Origin of the sequence: Neptunitalea chrysea (assembly GCF_027924145.1) — a bacterium.
In the GTDB taxonomy this organism is placed as follows: domain Bacteria; phylum Bacteroidota; class Bacteroidia; order Flavobacteriales; family Flavobacteriaceae; genus Neptunitalea; species Neptunitalea chrysea.
Genome location: NZ_BRVP01000002.1, coordinates 221,662 through 239,438 on the forward strand (window position 1 = coordinate 221,662; position 17,777 = coordinate 239,438).

At 31.6% G+C, this 17,777-nt stretch carries 19 protein-coding genes; 8 read left to right on the top strand and 11 right to left on the bottom strand.

Features of this window, described 5'->3' with window-relative positions:
- Nucleotides 1–38 precede the first annotated feature (38 nt).
- The 6 genes from NBRC110019_RS01985 to mnmE form a co-directional block, all read right to left on the bottom strand.
- Nucleotides 39–1,247 carry a primase-helicase family protein gene (locus tag NBRC110019_RS01985; RefSeq protein WP_281751808.1) on the bottom strand — a complete coding sequence of 403 codons (1,209 nt, stop codon included), beginning with the start codon at nt 1,245–1,247 and terminating at the stop codon, nt 39–41.
- Nucleotides 1,248–1,277: 30 nt separating this feature from the next.
- Nucleotides 1,278–1,565 (bottom strand): helix-turn-helix domain-containing protein, encoded by a 288-nt coding sequence (locus NBRC110019_RS01990; RefSeq protein ID WP_281751810.1) that lies wholly within the window; start codon nt 1,563–1,565, stop codon nt 1,278–1,280.
- A 323-nt stretch (nt 1,566–1,888) separates the two neighbouring features.
- Nucleotides 1,889–3,025, bottom strand: coding sequence for a tyrosine-type recombinase/integrase (locus NBRC110019_RS01995; protein WP_281751812.1), 1,137 nt, complete (start codon nt 3,023–3,025; stop codon nt 1,889–1,891).
- A 30-nt stretch (nt 3,026–3,055) separates the two neighbouring features.
- Nucleotides 3,056–3,250, bottom strand: coding sequence for a helix-turn-helix transcriptional regulator (locus NBRC110019_RS02000; protein ID WP_281751814.1), 195 nt, complete (start codon nt 3,248–3,250; stop codon nt 3,056–3,058).
- Nucleotides 3,243–3,602, bottom strand: coding sequence for a helix-turn-helix transcriptional regulator (locus NBRC110019_RS02005; RefSeq protein ID WP_281751816.1), 360 nt, complete (start codon nt 3,600–3,602; stop codon nt 3,243–3,245). The genes NBRC110019_RS02000 and NBRC110019_RS02005 overlap by 8 nt, the downstream gene beginning before the upstream one ends.
- Nucleotides 3,603–3,857: 255 nt before the next feature.
- Nucleotides 3,858–5,246 carry a tRNA uridine-5-carboxymethylaminomethyl(34) synthesis GTPase MnmE gene (gene mnmE / locus NBRC110019_RS02010; RefSeq protein ID WP_281751819.1) on the bottom strand — a complete coding sequence of 463 codons (1,389 nt, stop codon included), beginning with the start codon at nt 5,244–5,246 and terminating at the stop codon, nt 3,858–3,860.
- Nucleotides 5,247–5,697: 451 nt separating this feature from the next.
- Here mnmE and NBRC110019_RS02015 point away from each other — a divergent pair, with 451 nt between their 5' ends.
- Together NBRC110019_RS02015 and NBRC110019_RS02020 are read left to right on the top strand one after the other, a co-directional pair.
- Nucleotides 5,698–6,600 (top strand): mechanosensitive ion channel family protein, encoded by a 903-nt coding sequence (locus tag NBRC110019_RS02015; protein WP_281751821.1) that lies wholly within the window; start codon nt 5,698–5,700, stop codon nt 6,598–6,600.
- An 89-nt stretch (nt 6,601–6,689) separates the two neighbouring features.
- Nucleotides 6,690–7,037 carry a DUF4870 domain-containing protein gene (locus NBRC110019_RS02020; RefSeq protein WP_281751823.1) on the top strand — a complete coding sequence of 116 codons (348 nt, stop codon included), beginning with the start codon at nt 6,690–6,692 and terminating at the stop codon, nt 7,035–7,037.
- Nucleotides 7,038–7,039: 2 nt separating this feature from the next.
- Here the strand turns inward: NBRC110019_RS02020 and ppk1 are convergent, their stop codons facing one another.
- From ppk1 to NBRC110019_RS02045, 5 genes are all read right to left on the bottom strand, one after another.
- Nucleotides 7,040–9,061 carry a polyphosphate kinase 1 gene (gene ppk1 / locus NBRC110019_RS02025; RefSeq protein WP_281751825.1) on the bottom strand — a complete coding sequence of 674 codons (2,022 nt, stop codon included), beginning with the start codon at nt 9,059–9,061 and terminating at the stop codon, nt 7,040–7,042.
- A 61-nt stretch (nt 9,062–9,122) separates the two neighbouring features.
- Complete coding sequence (locus tag NBRC110019_RS02030) at nt 9,123–9,989, bottom strand: nucleoside phosphorylase (RefSeq protein WP_281751827.1); 867 nt, start codon at nt 9,987–9,989, stop codon at nt 9,123–9,125.
- Between the two features lie 13 nt (nt 9,990–10,002).
- Entirely contained in the window at nt 10,003–10,920 is a 918-nt protein-coding gene (locus NBRC110019_RS02035; protein WP_281751829.1) for a DUF1835 domain-containing protein, read from the bottom strand.
- Nucleotides 10,921–11,001: 81 nt separating this feature from the next.
- Complete coding sequence (locus NBRC110019_RS02040) at nt 11,002–11,331, bottom strand: translation initiation factor (RefSeq protein ID WP_281751831.1); 330 nt, start codon at nt 11,329–11,331, stop codon at nt 11,002–11,004.
- Between the two features lie 44 nt (nt 11,332–11,375).
- The gene (locus NBRC110019_RS02045) at nt 11,376–11,891 is read right to left on the bottom strand and encodes a WbuC family cupin fold metalloprotein (RefSeq protein ID WP_281751833.1); all 516 of its coding nucleotides are present in this window, start codon (nt 11,889–11,891) and stop codon (nt 11,376–11,378) included.
- A gap of 152 nt (nt 11,892–12,043) precedes the next feature.
- Between NBRC110019_RS02045 and lpxD the strand changes: the two genes are divergently transcribed.
- The 6 genes from lpxD to sucD all read left to right on the top strand — a co-directional run bounded on the left by lpxD (nt 12,044) and on the right by sucD (nt 17,756).
- Nucleotides 12,044–13,063, top strand: a complete 1,020-nt coding sequence (gene lpxD / locus NBRC110019_RS02050) for a UDP-3-O-(3-hydroxymyristoyl)glucosamine N-acyltransferase (protein ID WP_281751835.1) — start codon at nt 12,044–12,046, stop codon at nt 13,061–13,063.
- Complete coding sequence (locus tag NBRC110019_RS02055; protein WP_281751837.1) at nt 13,063–14,463, top strand: bifunctional UDP-3-O-[3-hydroxymyristoyl] N-acetylglucosamine deacetylase/3-hydroxyacyl-ACP dehydratase; 1,401 nt, start codon at nt 13,063–13,065, stop codon at nt 14,461–14,463. Before lpxD ends, NBRC110019_RS02055 begins: the two co-directional genes overlap by 1 nt.
- A gap of 5 nt (nt 14,464–14,468) precedes the next feature.
- Entirely contained in the window at nt 14,469–15,254 is a 786-nt protein-coding gene (gene lpxA, locus NBRC110019_RS02060) for an acyl-ACP--UDP-N-acetylglucosamine O-acyltransferase (RefSeq protein ID WP_281751839.1), read from the top strand.
- Between the two features lie 24 nt (nt 15,255–15,278).
- The gene (efp, locus tag NBRC110019_RS02065) at nt 15,279–15,845 is read left to right on the top strand and encodes an elongation factor P (RefSeq protein WP_281751841.1); all 567 of its coding nucleotides are present in this window, start codon (nt 15,279–15,281) and stop codon (nt 15,843–15,845) included.
- A 43-nt stretch (nt 15,846–15,888) separates the two neighbouring features.
- On the top strand, nt 15,889–16,821 hold the full coding sequence (locus tag NBRC110019_RS02070; RefSeq protein ID WP_281751843.1) for a UDP-3-O-(3-hydroxymyristoyl)glucosamine N-acyltransferase: 933 nt from the start codon (nt 15,889–15,891) through the stop codon (nt 16,819–16,821).
- A 65-nt stretch (nt 16,822–16,886) separates the two neighbouring features.
- On the top strand, nt 16,887–17,756 hold the full coding sequence (sucD, locus tag NBRC110019_RS02075; protein ID WP_281751845.1) for a succinate--CoA ligase subunit alpha: 870 nt from the start codon (nt 16,887–16,889) through the stop codon (nt 17,754–17,756).
- Nucleotides 17,757–17,777: the final 21 nt, after the last annotated feature.

The window sequence follows — 17,777 nt, forward strand, 5'->3', positions numbered from 1 at the left end:
GTTTGATGACAGCCTTAGCCCTTGTAAAGATTAGGATTCTACAATTCCGTCATCATATCATCAAAATTTTTGGTCAAGAAATCCTTTTCCACCGTAAAATATCTACCTTTTGCATCTGCTAAAGTCATATCACCGTCCGTCCATATCATAAATTTTTGATATTTGTTTGAGTTCTCCTGGTTGCTTAATTTCCAATCTATTTTTAGTAGTTTCCGTAATTGTGTCAAGTCTGTTTTTACTCGGGTCTTGTTGAGAGCCAATAAAGCATCCATAGGACAGAGATCTATTGTTTTTAAATCAAACTTTTCTATTACGCTCAATAAGATACTAGCCAACTCTTTTTCAACCCGATTACGATTATTTTGAACCAATTTAATCAGTGCACGCGTTTTTATCTGTTGAGCAGTGAACCACATCCTCGTTACATGTTTTGAGCTTAACTCTCTATGCTGTAAAAAATACATAAACGCCGGAATTTCCTTAATTAGGCTTTCAAGAAAATGAGTTTGTTCTTTTTTAATAGTTGGGATTTTTATCACCCAGAAACGCGTTTCATTAGCATCTATCTTAATAAAGTTTTCTTCATTATTACTACATAGTATAAACTTTCCAAAAAATTCCACTTCTCGTTTATCCTTCCCTTTGGCTTCTAACTTATTAATATTAGTGGTACTTAAATATTTGATACGTTCTGTAAGCTCTTCTTTATTAAACAACACTTCATCAATACATATTAAAAGTTTGTTTGCCCAATCTGCATTGAATTGACTGCTAAAACTATCATTAGTTAAATAGGTCAAGTTATTGTCAAAGATTTCCTTAAGCCATTTTAAAAAGGTACTTTTTCCTGTAGAGCGTTCTTTAGAAACCAAGCATAGAATAGGTAATACTTGGATGGGTTTTAAATATAATAACTGGAGATAATCTAAACCCAATTCAGAATGCTTCCCGTAAATATGCTTTACAAATTCTAAAGATTTGGAAATATCTCCTTCTTTAGGCTGCTTCCCTAAAGGCGAATAAATATTATAAAACCCTAGATATTCTTGTTTAAAGTTTAGATGGTTTGGAATACAAGTAAAACCATCAAATTTAGGAATCTTACTTAAAAGATCTTTACCATGGTCTTGTTTAATGGTTTCCATGTTCCAATGCACTAGGATGTCATTAAAATGACCTGCTATGGTTGGAGCTTTGACGCGTTTATAATAGGATGTACCTACACGTATATAAGGTATCTGTTTCATGAGAATTATTTTTTCAATGATGATTGTTCCCTATTGGACTTTATGACGCATGGTATATGCTAAAGCTTCCGCTTCTATATCGTGTTTGGATTTCCTTCTATTTTGTAGTAACCATTCAACGAGTTTGGCTTTATCAAAAAAGAGCATTTTTCCGTTGGGTTTGGAGTGTGGTATTCTACCTGAAGCTGTTAGTTTATAAAGATAGCTTCTGGATATACCAGTGTAATCACAGGCTTCGTCAAAGGTTAAAACTTCTTTGCTTCCTATGAGTAGTTTTTCTAAACGATCCAATCGTTCTAGTATTAATAAAGTGTCCATTTTTATTGTTTTTAGATTTATAAAATGAACAAAAGCGCTTTTGCTTTCCCTTATGGGATGATAGAAATAAAAATATAAAATGTGGCTATTGAAAGAAGAATAAAATTCAATTAGTTATCCACAAGTATTTGACAAACAACAAATTAAACTAAAACAATTCAAAATTAATTCAAATGTTAAAGCATATTTTTTTTTAACATTTTATGATATCAAATTAATCCATTTAAAATTGAATATTAATGCCGTTTTAAGACCTATTTTGAGTTATTAACAATGAAAATCAGGAGTTTTAGGAAATTTGAGTATATAAAAACGCAGATATCCTAATCTTTAGAAATTTTTAAGACCGGAATACTGTTAGCTGCTTCTTTCATTTTGACATCAATTATTTTAGCATAAATCTGGGTCGTTCTTATCTCTTTATGTCCAAGTCGTTTTGAAACCGTATAAATATCTGCACCATTTTCTAATAACAATACAGCATTTGTATGTCTAGCACTGTGAAAAGTAATATGCTTTGAAATTCCAGCACGCATGCACCACTTTAAAATCTCAGCATTAAAATGAGCACCATACTTAAGGCCTTTAAATACTTTATCTTCTCTATTACCTCGTTCTCTTAACAACTCCCTAGCTTGTTGTGAAATATAAAGATATTCGAGACCTTCGGTTTTCTTCTGTCTGAAAATAATTCGATAATCTTCTTCCTCTTCTCTTACTTCAGCCCATTTTAATTTATTAATATCACTCCAGCGAAGTCCTGTAAGACAACTAAATATAAAAGCTCTTTTTAAAACAGTATGTTTACAAGGCGTTTCACTTAATGCTTGCAGCTCTGAATGTGTTAGATATTCTCTTTTAGATTCACCTTGACTAAACCCTTTAACAGATTTAACCACATCTATATTCAAATACCCTTCTGTATAAGCTTCTCTGAGCACAGCACGTAATTTATTGAAGTAGGTATATTTTGTATTTTGAGATAATAACGTACCGCCATTAGTTTTAGCCTCTGTATTAAGATATTTCTTAAACCCTTTTAAAAAATTCTCATCTACATCCTTAATAGTTAGATTTGATGAACAATAGCGTTCTAAATGCTTAAAAGCAGCTTCCCAATTATCATAGTTCCCTTTATTATCATATCTATCTTCCTTAAGTTTATTATAATAATCCAAGAACAAAACTTTCCCTTTATTGTTATCTTCAATATTGAATTTGCCTTTTATTAACTCTGCTTTTTTAAGTGTTAATATATTTTCAGCCAGTTGCCAGATTTCTTTATTCTCATTCTTTTCAGATATCGTGATTGGATTACCATGAAGATATAGCTTTAAATATTCAAAACTTCTGTTGTGAGTTTGTTTTCCATTCTCATCTATGGAATATCCTTTGTAATATTCTAAATACAAACTAATCCGCCCAGAAGTGAGTTTCTTTTTTTTTAAACTTATTTTCATAACCTATAGCTTACTAATTGTTAAACTTAATTAATGCTTCTTGAAGAGATTATCAATGTCGGAACGTTTAATTCTAAGAACCCTTTCACCAAAGTTAATCGCTTTTATATTACCATCCTTAATATTACGGTATACTGTTTTTATTGAACAATTTAAAAGAACTGCTGTTTCTTTTACTGTAAGAATCTCTTTTTCGCTTAAAATTTTTAGATCTATTTTATTCATTTCTAAATAATTTATCAAGTTCTGATCGTTTAACAATTATCTTTTTTATTTTCAAATCGATTGGTTTCAGCTTTCCTGAGTGAATAATTTTATAAATAGTCTGTCTAGAACAGTTCATTAATATTGTAATATCCTTTACAGTTAAAAACTCTTTAGTTTTTATAAGTTTAATAACTTGGGTTTTCGTATCAAATGTTTCCTCATTTGACCTCTTAATCTTTTTAGACTTAACCCTCTCTTTATAAGCTCTACTGTTACACTTATGACAGCAGTATCTGGTTACAGTCGTTTTAGCTATAAACTCATTATGGCAATATTCACAAATACGGATTATTTCAATATTTGAACTCATTCAAAGAAATAGCTATAAGTATCTTATTAGATGATATTAGTTAATTAAGTGTCATTAAGGGACACAATTCCCAAACGAGGTGTAAATTTTTACACCTTTTTCAAATTTAATAAAAAAAGGTGTAAAAATGGTGTAAAAATATTGAAATTATTAACCTACAAAGGAAAGAGTAAGAAAATAAAATTAATTTTATAATACTGATTTTTAGAGTTTTAAGACCAAAACAAATCAAATGACATCAAAAAAAATACTTATTTATTTCCCTATACAAAAATTAGCAAAAATATTACCCAACAAATCATCAGAGGTTACCTCTCCCGTAATTTCCCCAAAATAGTATAACGCTTGTCGTATATCTATAGCCAATAAGTCACCAGATAAACCATCATTTAAGCCTAATTGCACTTTTTCTATTTCTTCTAACGCTTTAAGTAAGGCATCGTAGTGTCTACCATTGGTTACAATAGTTTCATTGTTGCGTAACTGCCCCGTATTAATAAATTGCAATAAAGTATTTTTTAGCTCATCGATTCCTGTTTTTTCTTTAGCCGATAATAAAAGTAAATGCTCATAATGAAGCTCACTCTTTATAAGAGATGCATCCGTAGTATCTACTTTGTTCGCAATAATAATCAATGGTTTTTGAGGGAACTGATTTTTTATTTTTTCAATTTCAACAGTAATTAACTTACTATTTTCTGCATAATGACTCGCATCAAACAAATAAATAACCACTTGTGCTTGTACTATTTTTTCAAAGGTCTTTTTAATACCAATACTTTCTACCACATCTTCGGTTTCTCTAATACCTGCGGTATCAATAAATCTAAAACCGATTCCTTGTATCACCAACTCATCTTCTATGGTATCACGAGTAGTACCAGCTATATCACTAACAATAGCGCGTTCTTCATTTAATAGCGCATTCAATAGGGTAGACTTACCAACGTTTGGTGCTCCTACAATAGCAACAGGGATACCGTTTTTAATAACGTTGCCAACAGCAAAAGAATCTATAAGTCGTTTTAAAACCGTTTGTATACGGTTCAGTAAATTTTCAAATTGTGTTCTATCTGCAAATTCTACATCTTCTTCGGCAAAGTCTAGTTCTAACTCAATTAAAGAGGCAAAGTTTAGGAGTTCTTCTCTTAAAAGTTTTATTTCATTACTAAAACCACCTCGCATTTGTTGCATCGCTACTTGATGCGATGCTGCATTATCACTGGCAATAAGGTCGGCTACTGCTTCAGCCTGACTTAGGTCTATTTTACCGTTTAAGAAAGCTCGTAAGGTAAATTCACCAGCTTCGGCCATTCTGCAACCATTTCTTAGAAAAAGTTGTATAATTTCTTGTTGTATGTAAGTAGAACCATGACAAGAAATTTCCACAATATTTTCACCAGTATAGGAATTAGGTCCTTTAAAAATGGAAACTAATACCTGATCTATAGTACGTTTATCTTCTACAATATGTCCTAAGTGTATGGTATGACTTTTTTGCTCAGTTAGTTCTTTACCATCCTTTATCGAATTAAAAAAAGAATTAACCAATGAGATTGCATCAGGCCCTGAGACTCTAATGACTGCAATAGCACCTGCACCTGAAGGTGTAGCTAATGCGATTATTGTGTCATTTAATACCATAAATAGTTACATATTACTCGATAATCGAGATTTAATACTTCGAAGTTTGTCTCGAAATTAATACTTTTTTATAAACATGTCATGAGCGTATCATGACAGTTTATGCTACAAAAATACTATTTTAATAATACTTTTTAAAATGTTGAGGATTACGTATTAATCTACTGTTAACGAGTATTAAGCATTTTAAAGAGATTTAAAAACGCTTGTAATTGTTGTGATTTTAGTATAAATAAAAAAGTATGAGCTATTTTAATTTAGATAAAGAGAAAATATCCAAAACCATTTTTGAATTTGATTACTATTGACAAACTATCATGTCTATTATCAAAAAAATAAGAAATTCTTATCAGAATACTTCTGGGCACATTTTTTTAACTTCATGAGAAGTTTGAAGAAATGTAAAATTAAAACAGTATTTTTAACTCTTTATAATCAATAATACTATTAGATGATACCATTATTTGCTCAAGAAATAGAAATGGGAGAACAATTAGAGACTGCCTGGGAAAAACTAGAAAAAAAATTAGGTGGTTGGGTTGACTCAATAATTGTTAATCTTCCTAATTTTCTATTAGCGATACTTATTTTTGGGGTATCATTTTTCTTATCTAACTATATAAATAAGTTCATATTAAAAGTACTTCAGCGCACAAAAATGCAACGATCTATAAAAGTTATGATTGCCAAAATTGTTTCTATTGTAGTAATTATTGTAGGACTTGTTTTAGCGTTGGGTATTATGAACCTGAATAAGGTTTTAACTACCATGTTAGCGGGTGCCGGTGTTGCTGGTTTGGCGGTAGGTTTGGCACTTCAAGGTACATTATCTAATACGTTTTCAGGTATTATGTTATCTATTGTTGATTATATTAAGATTGGTGACTGGATAGATACTAACGGATATTCGGGTGAGGTAGTAGAAATTAATTTACGTAATACTACTATTGAACAAGGAGATAATAATTTGGTGTTTATCCCTAATAAATTAGTAGTAGAAGGAAATCTTAAAAATTATTCTTCAAGACCTATAGCAAGAGTAATTCTTAGTTGTGGAGTAGGGTATGAGTCTGACCTTAAACTAGTCGAAGAGATTACGGTAAATACGATTAAAGAAAACTTTAAAGATATTAATACCGAAGTTCAGTTTTATTATACTGAATTTGGAGATAGCTCTATTAATTTTGAAGTACGATTTTGGATTCGGTCTAGAGACCAAATGACTCTTAATATAGCAAAAGGGAAGGCTATCGTACTTATAAAAGCAGCCTTTGATGAACATAATATCAATATTCCATTCCCAATTAGAACTATTAATTTTAGTAATCCGATGTCTTTAGAAAAGAAAGATTAATTTGTCAGTAACAATTCCTAAATAGGATTTTGTAACGTTTTTGATTATATTCGACTAATAAGTTGAAATCAATTAAAAATGAGTTACTTATGAAGTATGCGATGAAAGAAGATAATCAATTATTAGTATTAATCCATGTGAGTCAATTAATTAATTTAGTTACTGGTATGGGTGGTTTTATAGTTCCTTTAATTATATGGCTTACACAAAAAGACACTGTTTACGATATGGATAGACAGGGTAAAATGATACTTAATTTTCAAATAAGCATGTTTATTTATGCTTTAATTTGTGTACCATTATGTTTTATTGTAATAGGTGTTTTTCTTTTGATTATAATAGGGATTATTTCATTTGTTTTACCTATTATTAATGCTATTAAAGTTAATAAAGGTGAAGAACCGAATTATCCGTTATCTATTACACTTATAAAGTAAGTTTACACTTTAGCTTTTAAAAAATTATAAATTTCATATTGAGACCTGAGTTTTGATTTATTATTAGTTACGTAACTATTACTGAAATTATGATCTAAAACTCGGGCCTTTACATTGTCGTTAAGTTGCAGATTAAGTATACACTTTAACTCTTTATAAATGTCTTTATCGTAAATAGGAGTCAGAACTTCTATTCTATAATCTAAATTACGAGTCATCCAATCTGCAGATCCAATAAACATAATTTCATCACCTCCATTTTCAAAACAATAGACTCTTCCGTGTTCTAAGTATCTATCTACTATGCTGGTTATATATATGTTATCACTTAACCCTTCAACTTCAGGTTCAAGACAACAAAATCCTCTTATTAATAAACGTATTTCAACCCCGGCCATAGAAGCTTCATATAGCTTATGAATCATACGCTTGTCGTGAAGACTATTCATTTTAGCCGTTATTTTAGCTTTTTTACCCTCTCTTGCATTTTGTATTTCGTTATCTATTAAGGTGTAAAATTGTACTCTAGTATTAAAAGGAGATACTAATAAGTGCTTAGTTTTTGGAATAATCAGATTATGTTCTAATACTTCAAATACGCTTTCAATATCAGAAGTTATATTTTCATTCGCTGTAAATAAGCCATGATCTATATATAATTTAGCCGTATTTGCATTAAAGTTACCAGTACTAATAAACGCATATCCTTTTGTTTTGGTGCGCTCTTTACGTTTAATATAGAATATTTTACTATGTACCTTTATGTTTGGTATACTATAGATAACTTTTGCGCCTTTGTCACTAAATGTCTTGCCCCATTCAATGTTGTTTGCTTCATCAAATCTAGCCTGAGCTTCTACAAAAATGGTTACATTTTTACCTAATTCGGTAGCTTTTATTAGAGCATTATTTAAAGCGGATGTTTTGGCAATTCTATAAAGTGAAATTTTGATATGTGTTACATCAGGGTCTTCAGCTGCCTGCTGTAAAAACAAGGAAACATAATCGAATTTTTGATAAGGAAAATGAACTATCTGGTCTTTTTGGGAAATGGTGTTAAATAGGTCATTCGATTTTGATAAAACCGGATGATCTAAAGGTGGTTGGGCTATGTATTCAAGATTTTTATTGTGAGACGGATTCTTGAATTTCATAAAATCACTGAAATTATGATAACTTCCTCCTGGCATTAGATCTACTTTACCTAAGCCTAAATTTTCTTTTAAAAGTTTTCTATGCTCTTTTGAGATTGAGGAATCATAAAGTAATCGAGTAGGTTGACCAATTTCTCTTTGTGAAAGTGCTTCATATATTTGCTCTGCAAGCTCGCCATTAAAATCATCGTCTAAATACAATTCAGCATCCCTTGATAATTTTATTTCTCCAATTTCATGAATCTTATCTTTATACGTGGCGTTTATTTTATACTTAATAACATCATCTATTAAAGTAAAGATATAGGTATTTGATTCAGAAGGTAATTGAATGAATCTATCTTTCGATGGAATCTCAACAAATTTTAATTCGTTATTTGTAGTTAAAATAGAGTAGTATAATTCCCCGTCTCCAAGATGTAGCTTACTTTCATTAGTAGTAAGTATATTGATTTTCTTATAATGCTCTTCAAAATAATTTTCAATAAAATCCTTTTGGTTTTCAGTGTATTCGTTCGAGCTTTTAAAATAAATGGAGTTGCTAGCTAACTCAGGCAGAATAGTTTCTTTATATATTTTGCCAAACTCTTGTTGTTGCTCGTTTACAATTTTAAGAACCTGTTTTAAAGTTTTATTTGGTCTTAAATGAAGTTTTTTTCTTGTGAAACGATCAATTTTCTTGATTTGGCGTAAATTAGAAACACGTACTTTAAAGTATTCATCTAGGTTAGAAGAAAAGATAGCAAGAAATTTTATTCGCTCGAAAAGCGGGTTTTTTACATCTTTTGCTTCTTGTAATACTCTAGCGTTAAAATACAACCAATTAACATCACGTTTTAGGTAATGATCTTCTTTTATATCAATATTCATAGGGACATTTCCTCTTTATTCAAAAATAATGAGTGTAAAAAGGAATTGAATTAAATTGATGTTAAATGGTAAGCTTAGAAAGTATATATTTTATTAAATTATCAACTCCTTGATACGGATCTTTAGAAAATGTACCGTTTGCTCTATTAGCAATAATGGTATTTGCAGAGAGTGCATGGTGCCCCATTAGTTTAGATAAGCCATAAATAGCAGAAGTTTCCATTTCTAAATTAGTAACAGGTACTCCATTAAACTTAAAGTTATCCATTTTGGTATTTAATGTTTCATCTTCAACTGCTAATCTTAGCACTCTTCCTTGTGGTCCATAAAATCCGGGTGCAGTAGCGGTAAAACCGGTAACAGTTTCTTCACTACTTAATGTATCAAGTAATTTTTCGCTTCCTTTTATTACTGTTGGACGTCCTTTGTCTAAATTCCATCCGGTATGTGCTATAAAAGCGTCTTCTACATCGGTTTCGGTAATACCATCAAGTTTGTATGATCGCATCATATTATCGAGTCCTAAACCATATTTACCTAATACCATACTATCTACAGGAATATCGGTTTGAAGAGACCCCGAGGTTCCTATTCGTATGATGTTTAAAGAAGTTAATTCCTTTTTTATAGCTCTGGTTTTAAAATCAATATTAACCAGAGCATCTAGTTCATTAATTACAATATCAATATTATCAGGACCAATTCCAGTAGCAATAACGGTTAAACGCTTACCATTTAGGGTACCGGTATGTGTTACAAATTCTCTTTTCTCCTTTTTAACCTCAATGGTATCAAAGTGTTGTGAAACTCTTTTTACCCTATTAGGGTCTCCTACTGTTATCACAGTAGGAGCAATATCTTCAGGAAGTAAATTTAGATGATAGATGCTACCATCAGGATTTAATATAAGTTCAGATTCTTTAATCATTTATAGTTAATTACTATAATTTAAGTAGTTTTCCGGTGCTATCGTTAAATAAGAAATCGTACTTGCGGCTACCACCTAAGAAAATATGATCATCTCGTAATTCAGAATAAAAGTTGGTAGCACCATCAATAACATCATTACCTTTTTGCGAAAGAGTAACCGGAGAAAAAGTACTAAATAAAGGTTTTAATAAATTGATGACATTCTCGAATTGAATATCTCCAAAACCAAAACTTTTTTGATTCTTAAGAGACATTACAATTAATTCATCTTTTGATTTTAATTTTCTTTTGGTAGCTTCCCCTAATACAAAATTTTCTACAGAATTTAATCCATTATGTATAGATGGAAATCTGGAAAGGTGAGTATGAATGGCGTTTTGAAGAAAATTAAACTGAGAAGAATTGAAAGAGGAGAAGTTTTCTAGGTTTATAGGAGAATCACTACAGTAAAGCTGCCAGACATAGTCGGCGGTAGCAATATCATCCTGTGTTAAATGAACTCTTTTCTTGTATAGCCTATCTAGTTGCTCAGAGGTTAAAGAAGAAAAGAACTGAAATTGTTTTTTAGGAGATACAAGAGAAATTTGAACATCTTTTCTGTATTTCTTAAGCCAGCTAATAACAGCAATCATGTTCACCTGACAAAATAAATCGTTATCAAACCATAAAACAATTTCATCTTGTTGTTTTTCATTACAAAGCCTTCTGTACTCTTTTAAAGTTTTCTCAATAAAAGTTTGTTTAGTTATTCTGTAATTAGATTTTAGATGATCAAATCTTGTCTTCCAGAAAGTTTCACTGCCTACATCTGTAGTTGTTTTACCTTCGCACAAGATTTCGCGCCAAGTAATAATATTGCCTTGAACAGGAACGCCAGCAAGCTGCTCCGTTAAAGAATCACCATTAGTAATGTGAAGGGTTTTACTCATAGTTTTAGCATAAAATTTAGTTAGGGAGGATAAATGTATAAATTTTTAACTGAAATTTCATATTTAAATTGTGTTAAGTTATTAACCACCAACTCTTTTCACTTTAAAACCTTTATCTTTAAGGATAGTCATAATTTTATCTCGATAATCACCTTGAATAATTATTTCATCATCTTTAAAACTTCCCCCTACACTTAAAGTTGTTTTTAATTCTTTGGCTAAAATCTTAAAATCATCGGTAGCACCAGTATAACCTGCTATAATGGTTTGTGGCTTTCCTTTTCTTTTTTCGTATTTGCATAGGAGTGGTTCGTCTTGCATCCAAATACCGTCTGAATCATCTTTTATATCATTAGCCTCTTCATGAACATGATCTGGAAATAAATTCTTTAATTGATCTTGTAAATCCATTTTTATATTTTTTGCAAAAATATTCTTTTTAGTTACGTATCTACTTAAACTTTAGTAAGTTCTTTTAGTTTTTCTAAATATTCTAAACTCTCTGTTGTACCTTCTTCAGGAGACCATAGCATAAAATCTTTATCGGTACTTTTAATATAAGGTCCAGGCTTTACTTCATAAATAACTGTATCTTTTTCAAGCACTATAAAGGAATGAATGATAGAAGGTTCTAAATCAACTCCAAATATGTCAGAACCGGCTTTAATTGTTTGATAGGTATCTATAGTACCATTTAAATGAAAGGTGATAAACATAATAGCTCCTTTTAAGACCACTACCGATTCACATTTTTGCTCATTCTTATGGTAATGTGGTCGTATATAGGTACCAGGTTGCATCACATTAAACATTCTGTGTAATTTATTATCATCAGTTTTATGTAATGGCACTATGACACGCTTTCTGGGACTATCTTTAGATATTTCTATACCAGCTTCTAATATCGCAGAAGTGAGATATGTTAAGTCTGTTGTTGGGGGAGTTGTTGCTGCAGGATTTTTTTTTTCCATTTATGTTTTTATTTCATTTTGCTATAAATAAATAGCAAGTTGTTAAATAATATTCGTTCTTTGTATGTTAAAGAAATGGTCTTATAGGTCTAAAACTATATATAATTTATTTTAAAAACGATTTCTTTACTATTTTTTTTAATTTTGACGCAATGAAATTTACAATACAACAAATAGCAACCATTTTAGAGGGTGAAGTAGTAGGTAATCCTGATGAGGAAGTTTATAAATTAGGTAAAATCGAGGAAGGTAAAAAAGGAGATTTAACTTTTTTAGCAAATCCAAAATATAAATCTTACATATATACAACAGAAGCTTCGGCTACTATCGTTGACAAGGATTTTGTTAGTGATAAACCACTGAAAACCAATCTTATTAAAGTGGCTGATGCATACAAAGCTTTTTCTAAATTACTTGAATATTACAATCAAGTTAAAATGAATAAATCAGGAATAGAATCCCCTGTTTTTGTTGCGGAATCTTCCAATTACGGAAATAATATCTATCTTGGGGCCTTTGCTTATATAGGAGAAAATGTGAAAATTGGAGAAAATGTAAAGATTTATCCACATGCATATATAGGCGATAATGTTACTATTGGTGATAATGTAACTGTATTTTCAGGCTGTAAAGTATATTCAGAATCAGTGATAGGAAATAATTGTGTTTTAAATAGTAACGCTGTAATTGGAGCAGATGGATTTGGGTTTGCACCTAATGATAAAGGAGAGTATTCTAAAATACCACAAACAGGAAATGTAATTTTAGAAGATTTTGTGGATGTTGGAGCAGGTACAACAATAGATAGAGCTACGCTAGGTTCAACAATTATAAGAAAAGGAGTAAAACTGGATAATCAGATCCAGATAGCACATAATGTAGAAATAGGAGAAAATACTGTAATAGCGGCACAGACTGGAATTGCAGGTTCTGCTAAAATTGGTAAAAATTGTATGATTGGTGGTCAGGTAGGGATTGTAGGACATATTACCATTGGAGATGGAGTTAAAGTGCAGGCACAATCTGGAATTGGACGTAACTTAAAAGATGGAGAAACAGTTCAAGGATCTCCGGCTTTAAATTATGGCGATTTTAACAAGTCATATGTGCTATTTAAAAATTTACCCAAATTAGCTTCAACTTTAAACAACTTAGAAAAACAATCAAAATAATGAGTAGTTTGGCTGCAAACCAAAAAACAATTGGAAAAGAAACAACCCTTAAAGGAGTAGGATTACACACAGGTAAAGAAGTTACCATAACTTTTAAACCAGCCCCAGAAAATCATGGTTTTGTCTTTGTTAGAGTGGACCTAGAAGGTTCTCCTAAAATAGAAGCTGACGTTAATTATGTGATTAATACTCAGAGAGGTACTGTATTAGAAAAATTTGGTGTTAAGATTCAGACTTGTGAGCACGTACTAGCGGCTTTAGTGGGTATGGATGTTGACAATGTTTTAATAGAATTAGATTCTTCTGAGCCTCCTATTATGGATGGTTCCTCTAAATTTTTTGTAGAGGCTATTGAAGAAGCCGGAATTAAAGAGCAGAAAGCTGAAAGAGAAGAATACATTGTTAAAGATGTAATTTCATATACAGATGAAGAAACTGGAAGTGAAATAACTATAATACCTTCAGATGAGTACCAAGTAACTACGATGGTAGATTTTGGTACTAAGGTTTTAGGAACTCAAAATGCATCTATTAAAAAGATGGATGAGTTTACGTCGGAGATAGCTAATGCCAGAACGTTTAGTTTCTTACATGAGTTAGAGATGTTACTTGAGCATGGTCTAATTAAAGGAGGAGATTTAAATAATGCTATTGTTTACGTAGATAAAGAACTTTCTAAGGAAACAATGGAAAAATTAAAAGTGGCATTTAATAAAGATAGTATCTCTGTTAAGACTAACGGAATCTTAGATAATTTAACGCTACATTACCCTAATGAAGCTGCCAGACATAAGTTATTAGATGTTATTGGAGATTTAGCTTTAATAGGAATGCGTATTAGAGGTAAGGTTATTGCAAATAAACCTGGACATTTTGTAAATACACAGTTTGCTAAAAAAATTGCAAAAATTATAAAATTAGAGAAACGCAATAACGTTCCTAAATTCGATTTGAGCGCAAAACCTTATATGGATGTTGTTCAAATTATGAAAATGTTACCACACAGACCTCCATTTTTATTAGTAGATAAAGTTTTAGAGTTAACAGATACGCGTGTTATAGGAGTGAAGAATGTGACTATGAACGAACCATTTTTCGTAGGTCATTTTCCTGGTGCTCCGGTAATGCCAGGTGTATTACAGGTAGAAGCAATGGCACAAACAGGAGGTATCTTAGTACTTAGTACTGTGCCAGACCCTGAAAACTATCTTACCTATTTTATGAAAATGGATAAAGTTAAGTTTAAGCAACAAGTACTTCCGGGTGATACCCTAATTTTTAAATGTGATTTAGTATCTCCGATAAGAAGAGGAATTTGCCATATGCAGGCTTATGTGTATGCCAATGATAAATTAGTATCAGAAGCAGAGTTAATGGCACAAATTGTAAAAGTAAAATAGAAAAGATGAATCAACCCCTTGCATATGTGCATCCTGGTGCAAAAATTGCCAAAAATGTGGTTATCGAACCATTTACAACAATACATAACAATGTTGTAATTGGTGAAGGAACTTGGATAGGTTCTAACGTTACCATAATGGAAGGTGCTAGAATCGGAAAAAATTGTAATATATTCCCTGGAGCTGTAATTTCTGCTCCACCTCAAGATTTAAAATATCAAGGTGAAGAAACTACTGCAGAGATAGGAGATAATACAACTATTAGAGAATGTGTTACCATTAATAAAGGTACTTCAGATAGAATGAAAACCAAAATAGGGGATAATTGTCTTATTATGGCCTATTCGCATGTTGCTCACGATTGTATTGTGGGTAATTCATGTATTTTTTCTAATAATACAACACTTGCCGGACATATTACGGTAGGAGATTATGTGGTGATGGCGGGTATGACTGCCGTACACCAATTTTGTTCTGTAGGTAATCATGCTTTTGTAACCGGAGGTTCTTTGGTTAGAAAAGATGTTCCGCCGTTTGTAAAAGCAGCCCGTGAGCCACTTTCATATGTTGGTATTAATTCGGTAGGGTTACGAAGAAGAGGTTTTACAACCGAAAAGATTAGAGAAATTCAGGATATCTATAGAATTCTATATCAGCGTAACTATAACAATACGCAAGCAGCTGCATTTATAGAAGCAGAAATGGAAGCAACTTCTGAAAGAGATGAGATTCTACAATTTATAAAAGATTCTCAAAGAGGTATTATGAAAGGATATTTTAGAACAACTTAAGATTATTTAAATTATAGAAATAAAATGGCAAATACGTCGGATATAAGAAAAGGATTGTGTATACGATACAATCATGACATTTTTAAAGTAATTGAATTTCTTCATGTAAAACCAGGTAAAGGGCCTGCTTTTGTGAGAACTAAATTGAAAAGTGTTACTACAGGGAAAGTAATTGATAACACGTTTTCGGCAGGACACAAGATAGAGGATGTAAGAGTTGAAACAAGAAGTTATCAATATTTATATCCGGAAGGTGATATGTTTCATTTTATGAATACAGATGATTACACTCAAATTGCTTTACAAAAAGATAATTTGGATGCTCCTGAATTAATGAAAGAAGGAGAAGTGGTTACCATCATTTTTAATACAGAGGATAACATGCCTTTAAGTGTTGATATGCCAAATCATGTAATTTTAGAAATTACGCATACTGAACCTGGTGTAAAAGGGAATACAGCTACAAATGCAACTAAACCCGCTACTACAGAAACAGGAGCCTCTGTAAATGTTCCTTTATTTATTAACGAAGGAGACAAAATTAAGATTGAAACCGATAAAGGTACTTACGTAGAAAGAATTAAAGAATAACATTTTATTAATTCCCGTTGATATAAAACGGGAATTTTTTTATATGAAATTTCCACAAACACATACATTAAAACAAATTGCGACGATTATTAACGCATCATTTGTTGGACCAGAGGATTTCCCTATTTTAGGAATGAATGAGATTCATGTTGTAGAAGAAGGTGATATTGTTTTTGTAGATCATCCTAAATATTATGACAAGGCATTAAATTCTGCTGCTACAATTATTTTAATTAATAAAGAGGTAACCGCACCAGAAGGTAAGGCACTGCTTATTTCTGATGATCCTTTTAGAGATTTTAATAAACTTACAGAATATTTTAAGCCTTTTGTGAAGGCTGATAATATTTGTACTTCAAGTGCAGTTATTGGTGAAAATACGGTTATTCAACCAGGAGCTTTTGTTGGTAATAATGTTACAATAGGCGATAATTGCTTAATTCATGCAAATGTTTCTATCTATGATAATGCTGTAATTGGTGATAATGTTATTATTCATTCAGGTACTGTTTTAGGAGCAGATGCTTTTTATTACAAAAAGCGCCCTGAAGGTTACGATAAGTTAAAATCTGGTGGTAGAGTTGTTATAGAAGACAATGTAGAAATTGGGGCATTGTGTAGTATAGATAAAGGAGTTACCGGAGATACTACAATTAAAAAAGGTACTAAGCTTGATAATCAAGTGCATATAGGTCATGATACGGTTATTGGAGAAAGATGTTTAATAGCTGGTCAAACTGGTATTGCAGGGTGTGTTATTTTAGAAGATGAAGTAGTATTATGGGGGCAGGTTGGTTTAATTAGTGGTATAACTATTGGTGCAAAATCGGTAGTGTTAGCAAAATCAGCATTAACTAAATCTGTTAAGGGAGGTACCACATATTTTGGTGCTCCTGCAGGAGAAGCACGTAAAAAGTATAAAGAATTAGCAAGTATACGTATGTTACCTTCGTTAATTTCAAAAATTAAAGAATAAATAGCTTTAAATTTCATTTCCAAAAACATATTTTTGTATAGCTTAAAACTTAAAAAAAATTAAAAATGAGTGTTTTAGTCAATAAAGATTCTAAAATAATTGTTCAGGGGTTTACCGGTAGTGAAGGTACTTTCCACGCAGAACAGATGATAGCATATGGTACCAACGTAGTTGGTGGAGTTACTCCAGGAAAAGGAGGACAGGAACATTTAGGGAGACCTGTTTTTAACACCGTTAAAGAAGCAGTTGAAAAAGTAGGAGCAGATACTACTATTATCTTTGTTCCACCAGCATTTGCTGCAGATGCTATTATGGAGGCTGCTGATGCCGGAATTAAAGTAATTATCACAATTACAGAAGGTATTCCTGTTGCAGATATGATTAAAGCATTCGATTATATTAAAAATAAAGAATGTAGATTGATTGGTCCTAATTGTCCGGGTGTTATTACTCCAGGAGAAGCTAAAGTTGGTATTATGCCAGGTTTTGTATTTAAAGAAGGAGAGGTAGGTATTGTATCTAAGTCTGGTACTTTAACATACGAAGCAGCTGATCAAGTGGTTCGTCAAGGTTTAGGAATTACTACAGCTATTGGTATTGGTGGGGACCCAATTATTGGTACAACAACAAAAGAAGCTGTTGAATTATTAATGAATGATGAAGATACAAAGTGTATCGTTATGATTGGTGAAATTGGAGGTCAGTTAGAAGCTGATGCTGCAAAATGGGTAAAAGCACATGGTACTAAGCCAGTGGTAGGATTTATTGCTGGGGAAACTGCTCCTAAAGGTAGAACCATGGGACATGCTGGTGCTATTGTAGGTGGTGCAGATGATACTGCTGAAGCTAAAAAAGCTATTATGCAAGAATGTGGAATTCATGTAGTAGATTCTCCTGCTGAAATTGGTAAAAAAGTTGCCGAAGTTTTAGGGTAAGAATTTAAGATAATTCTTTCG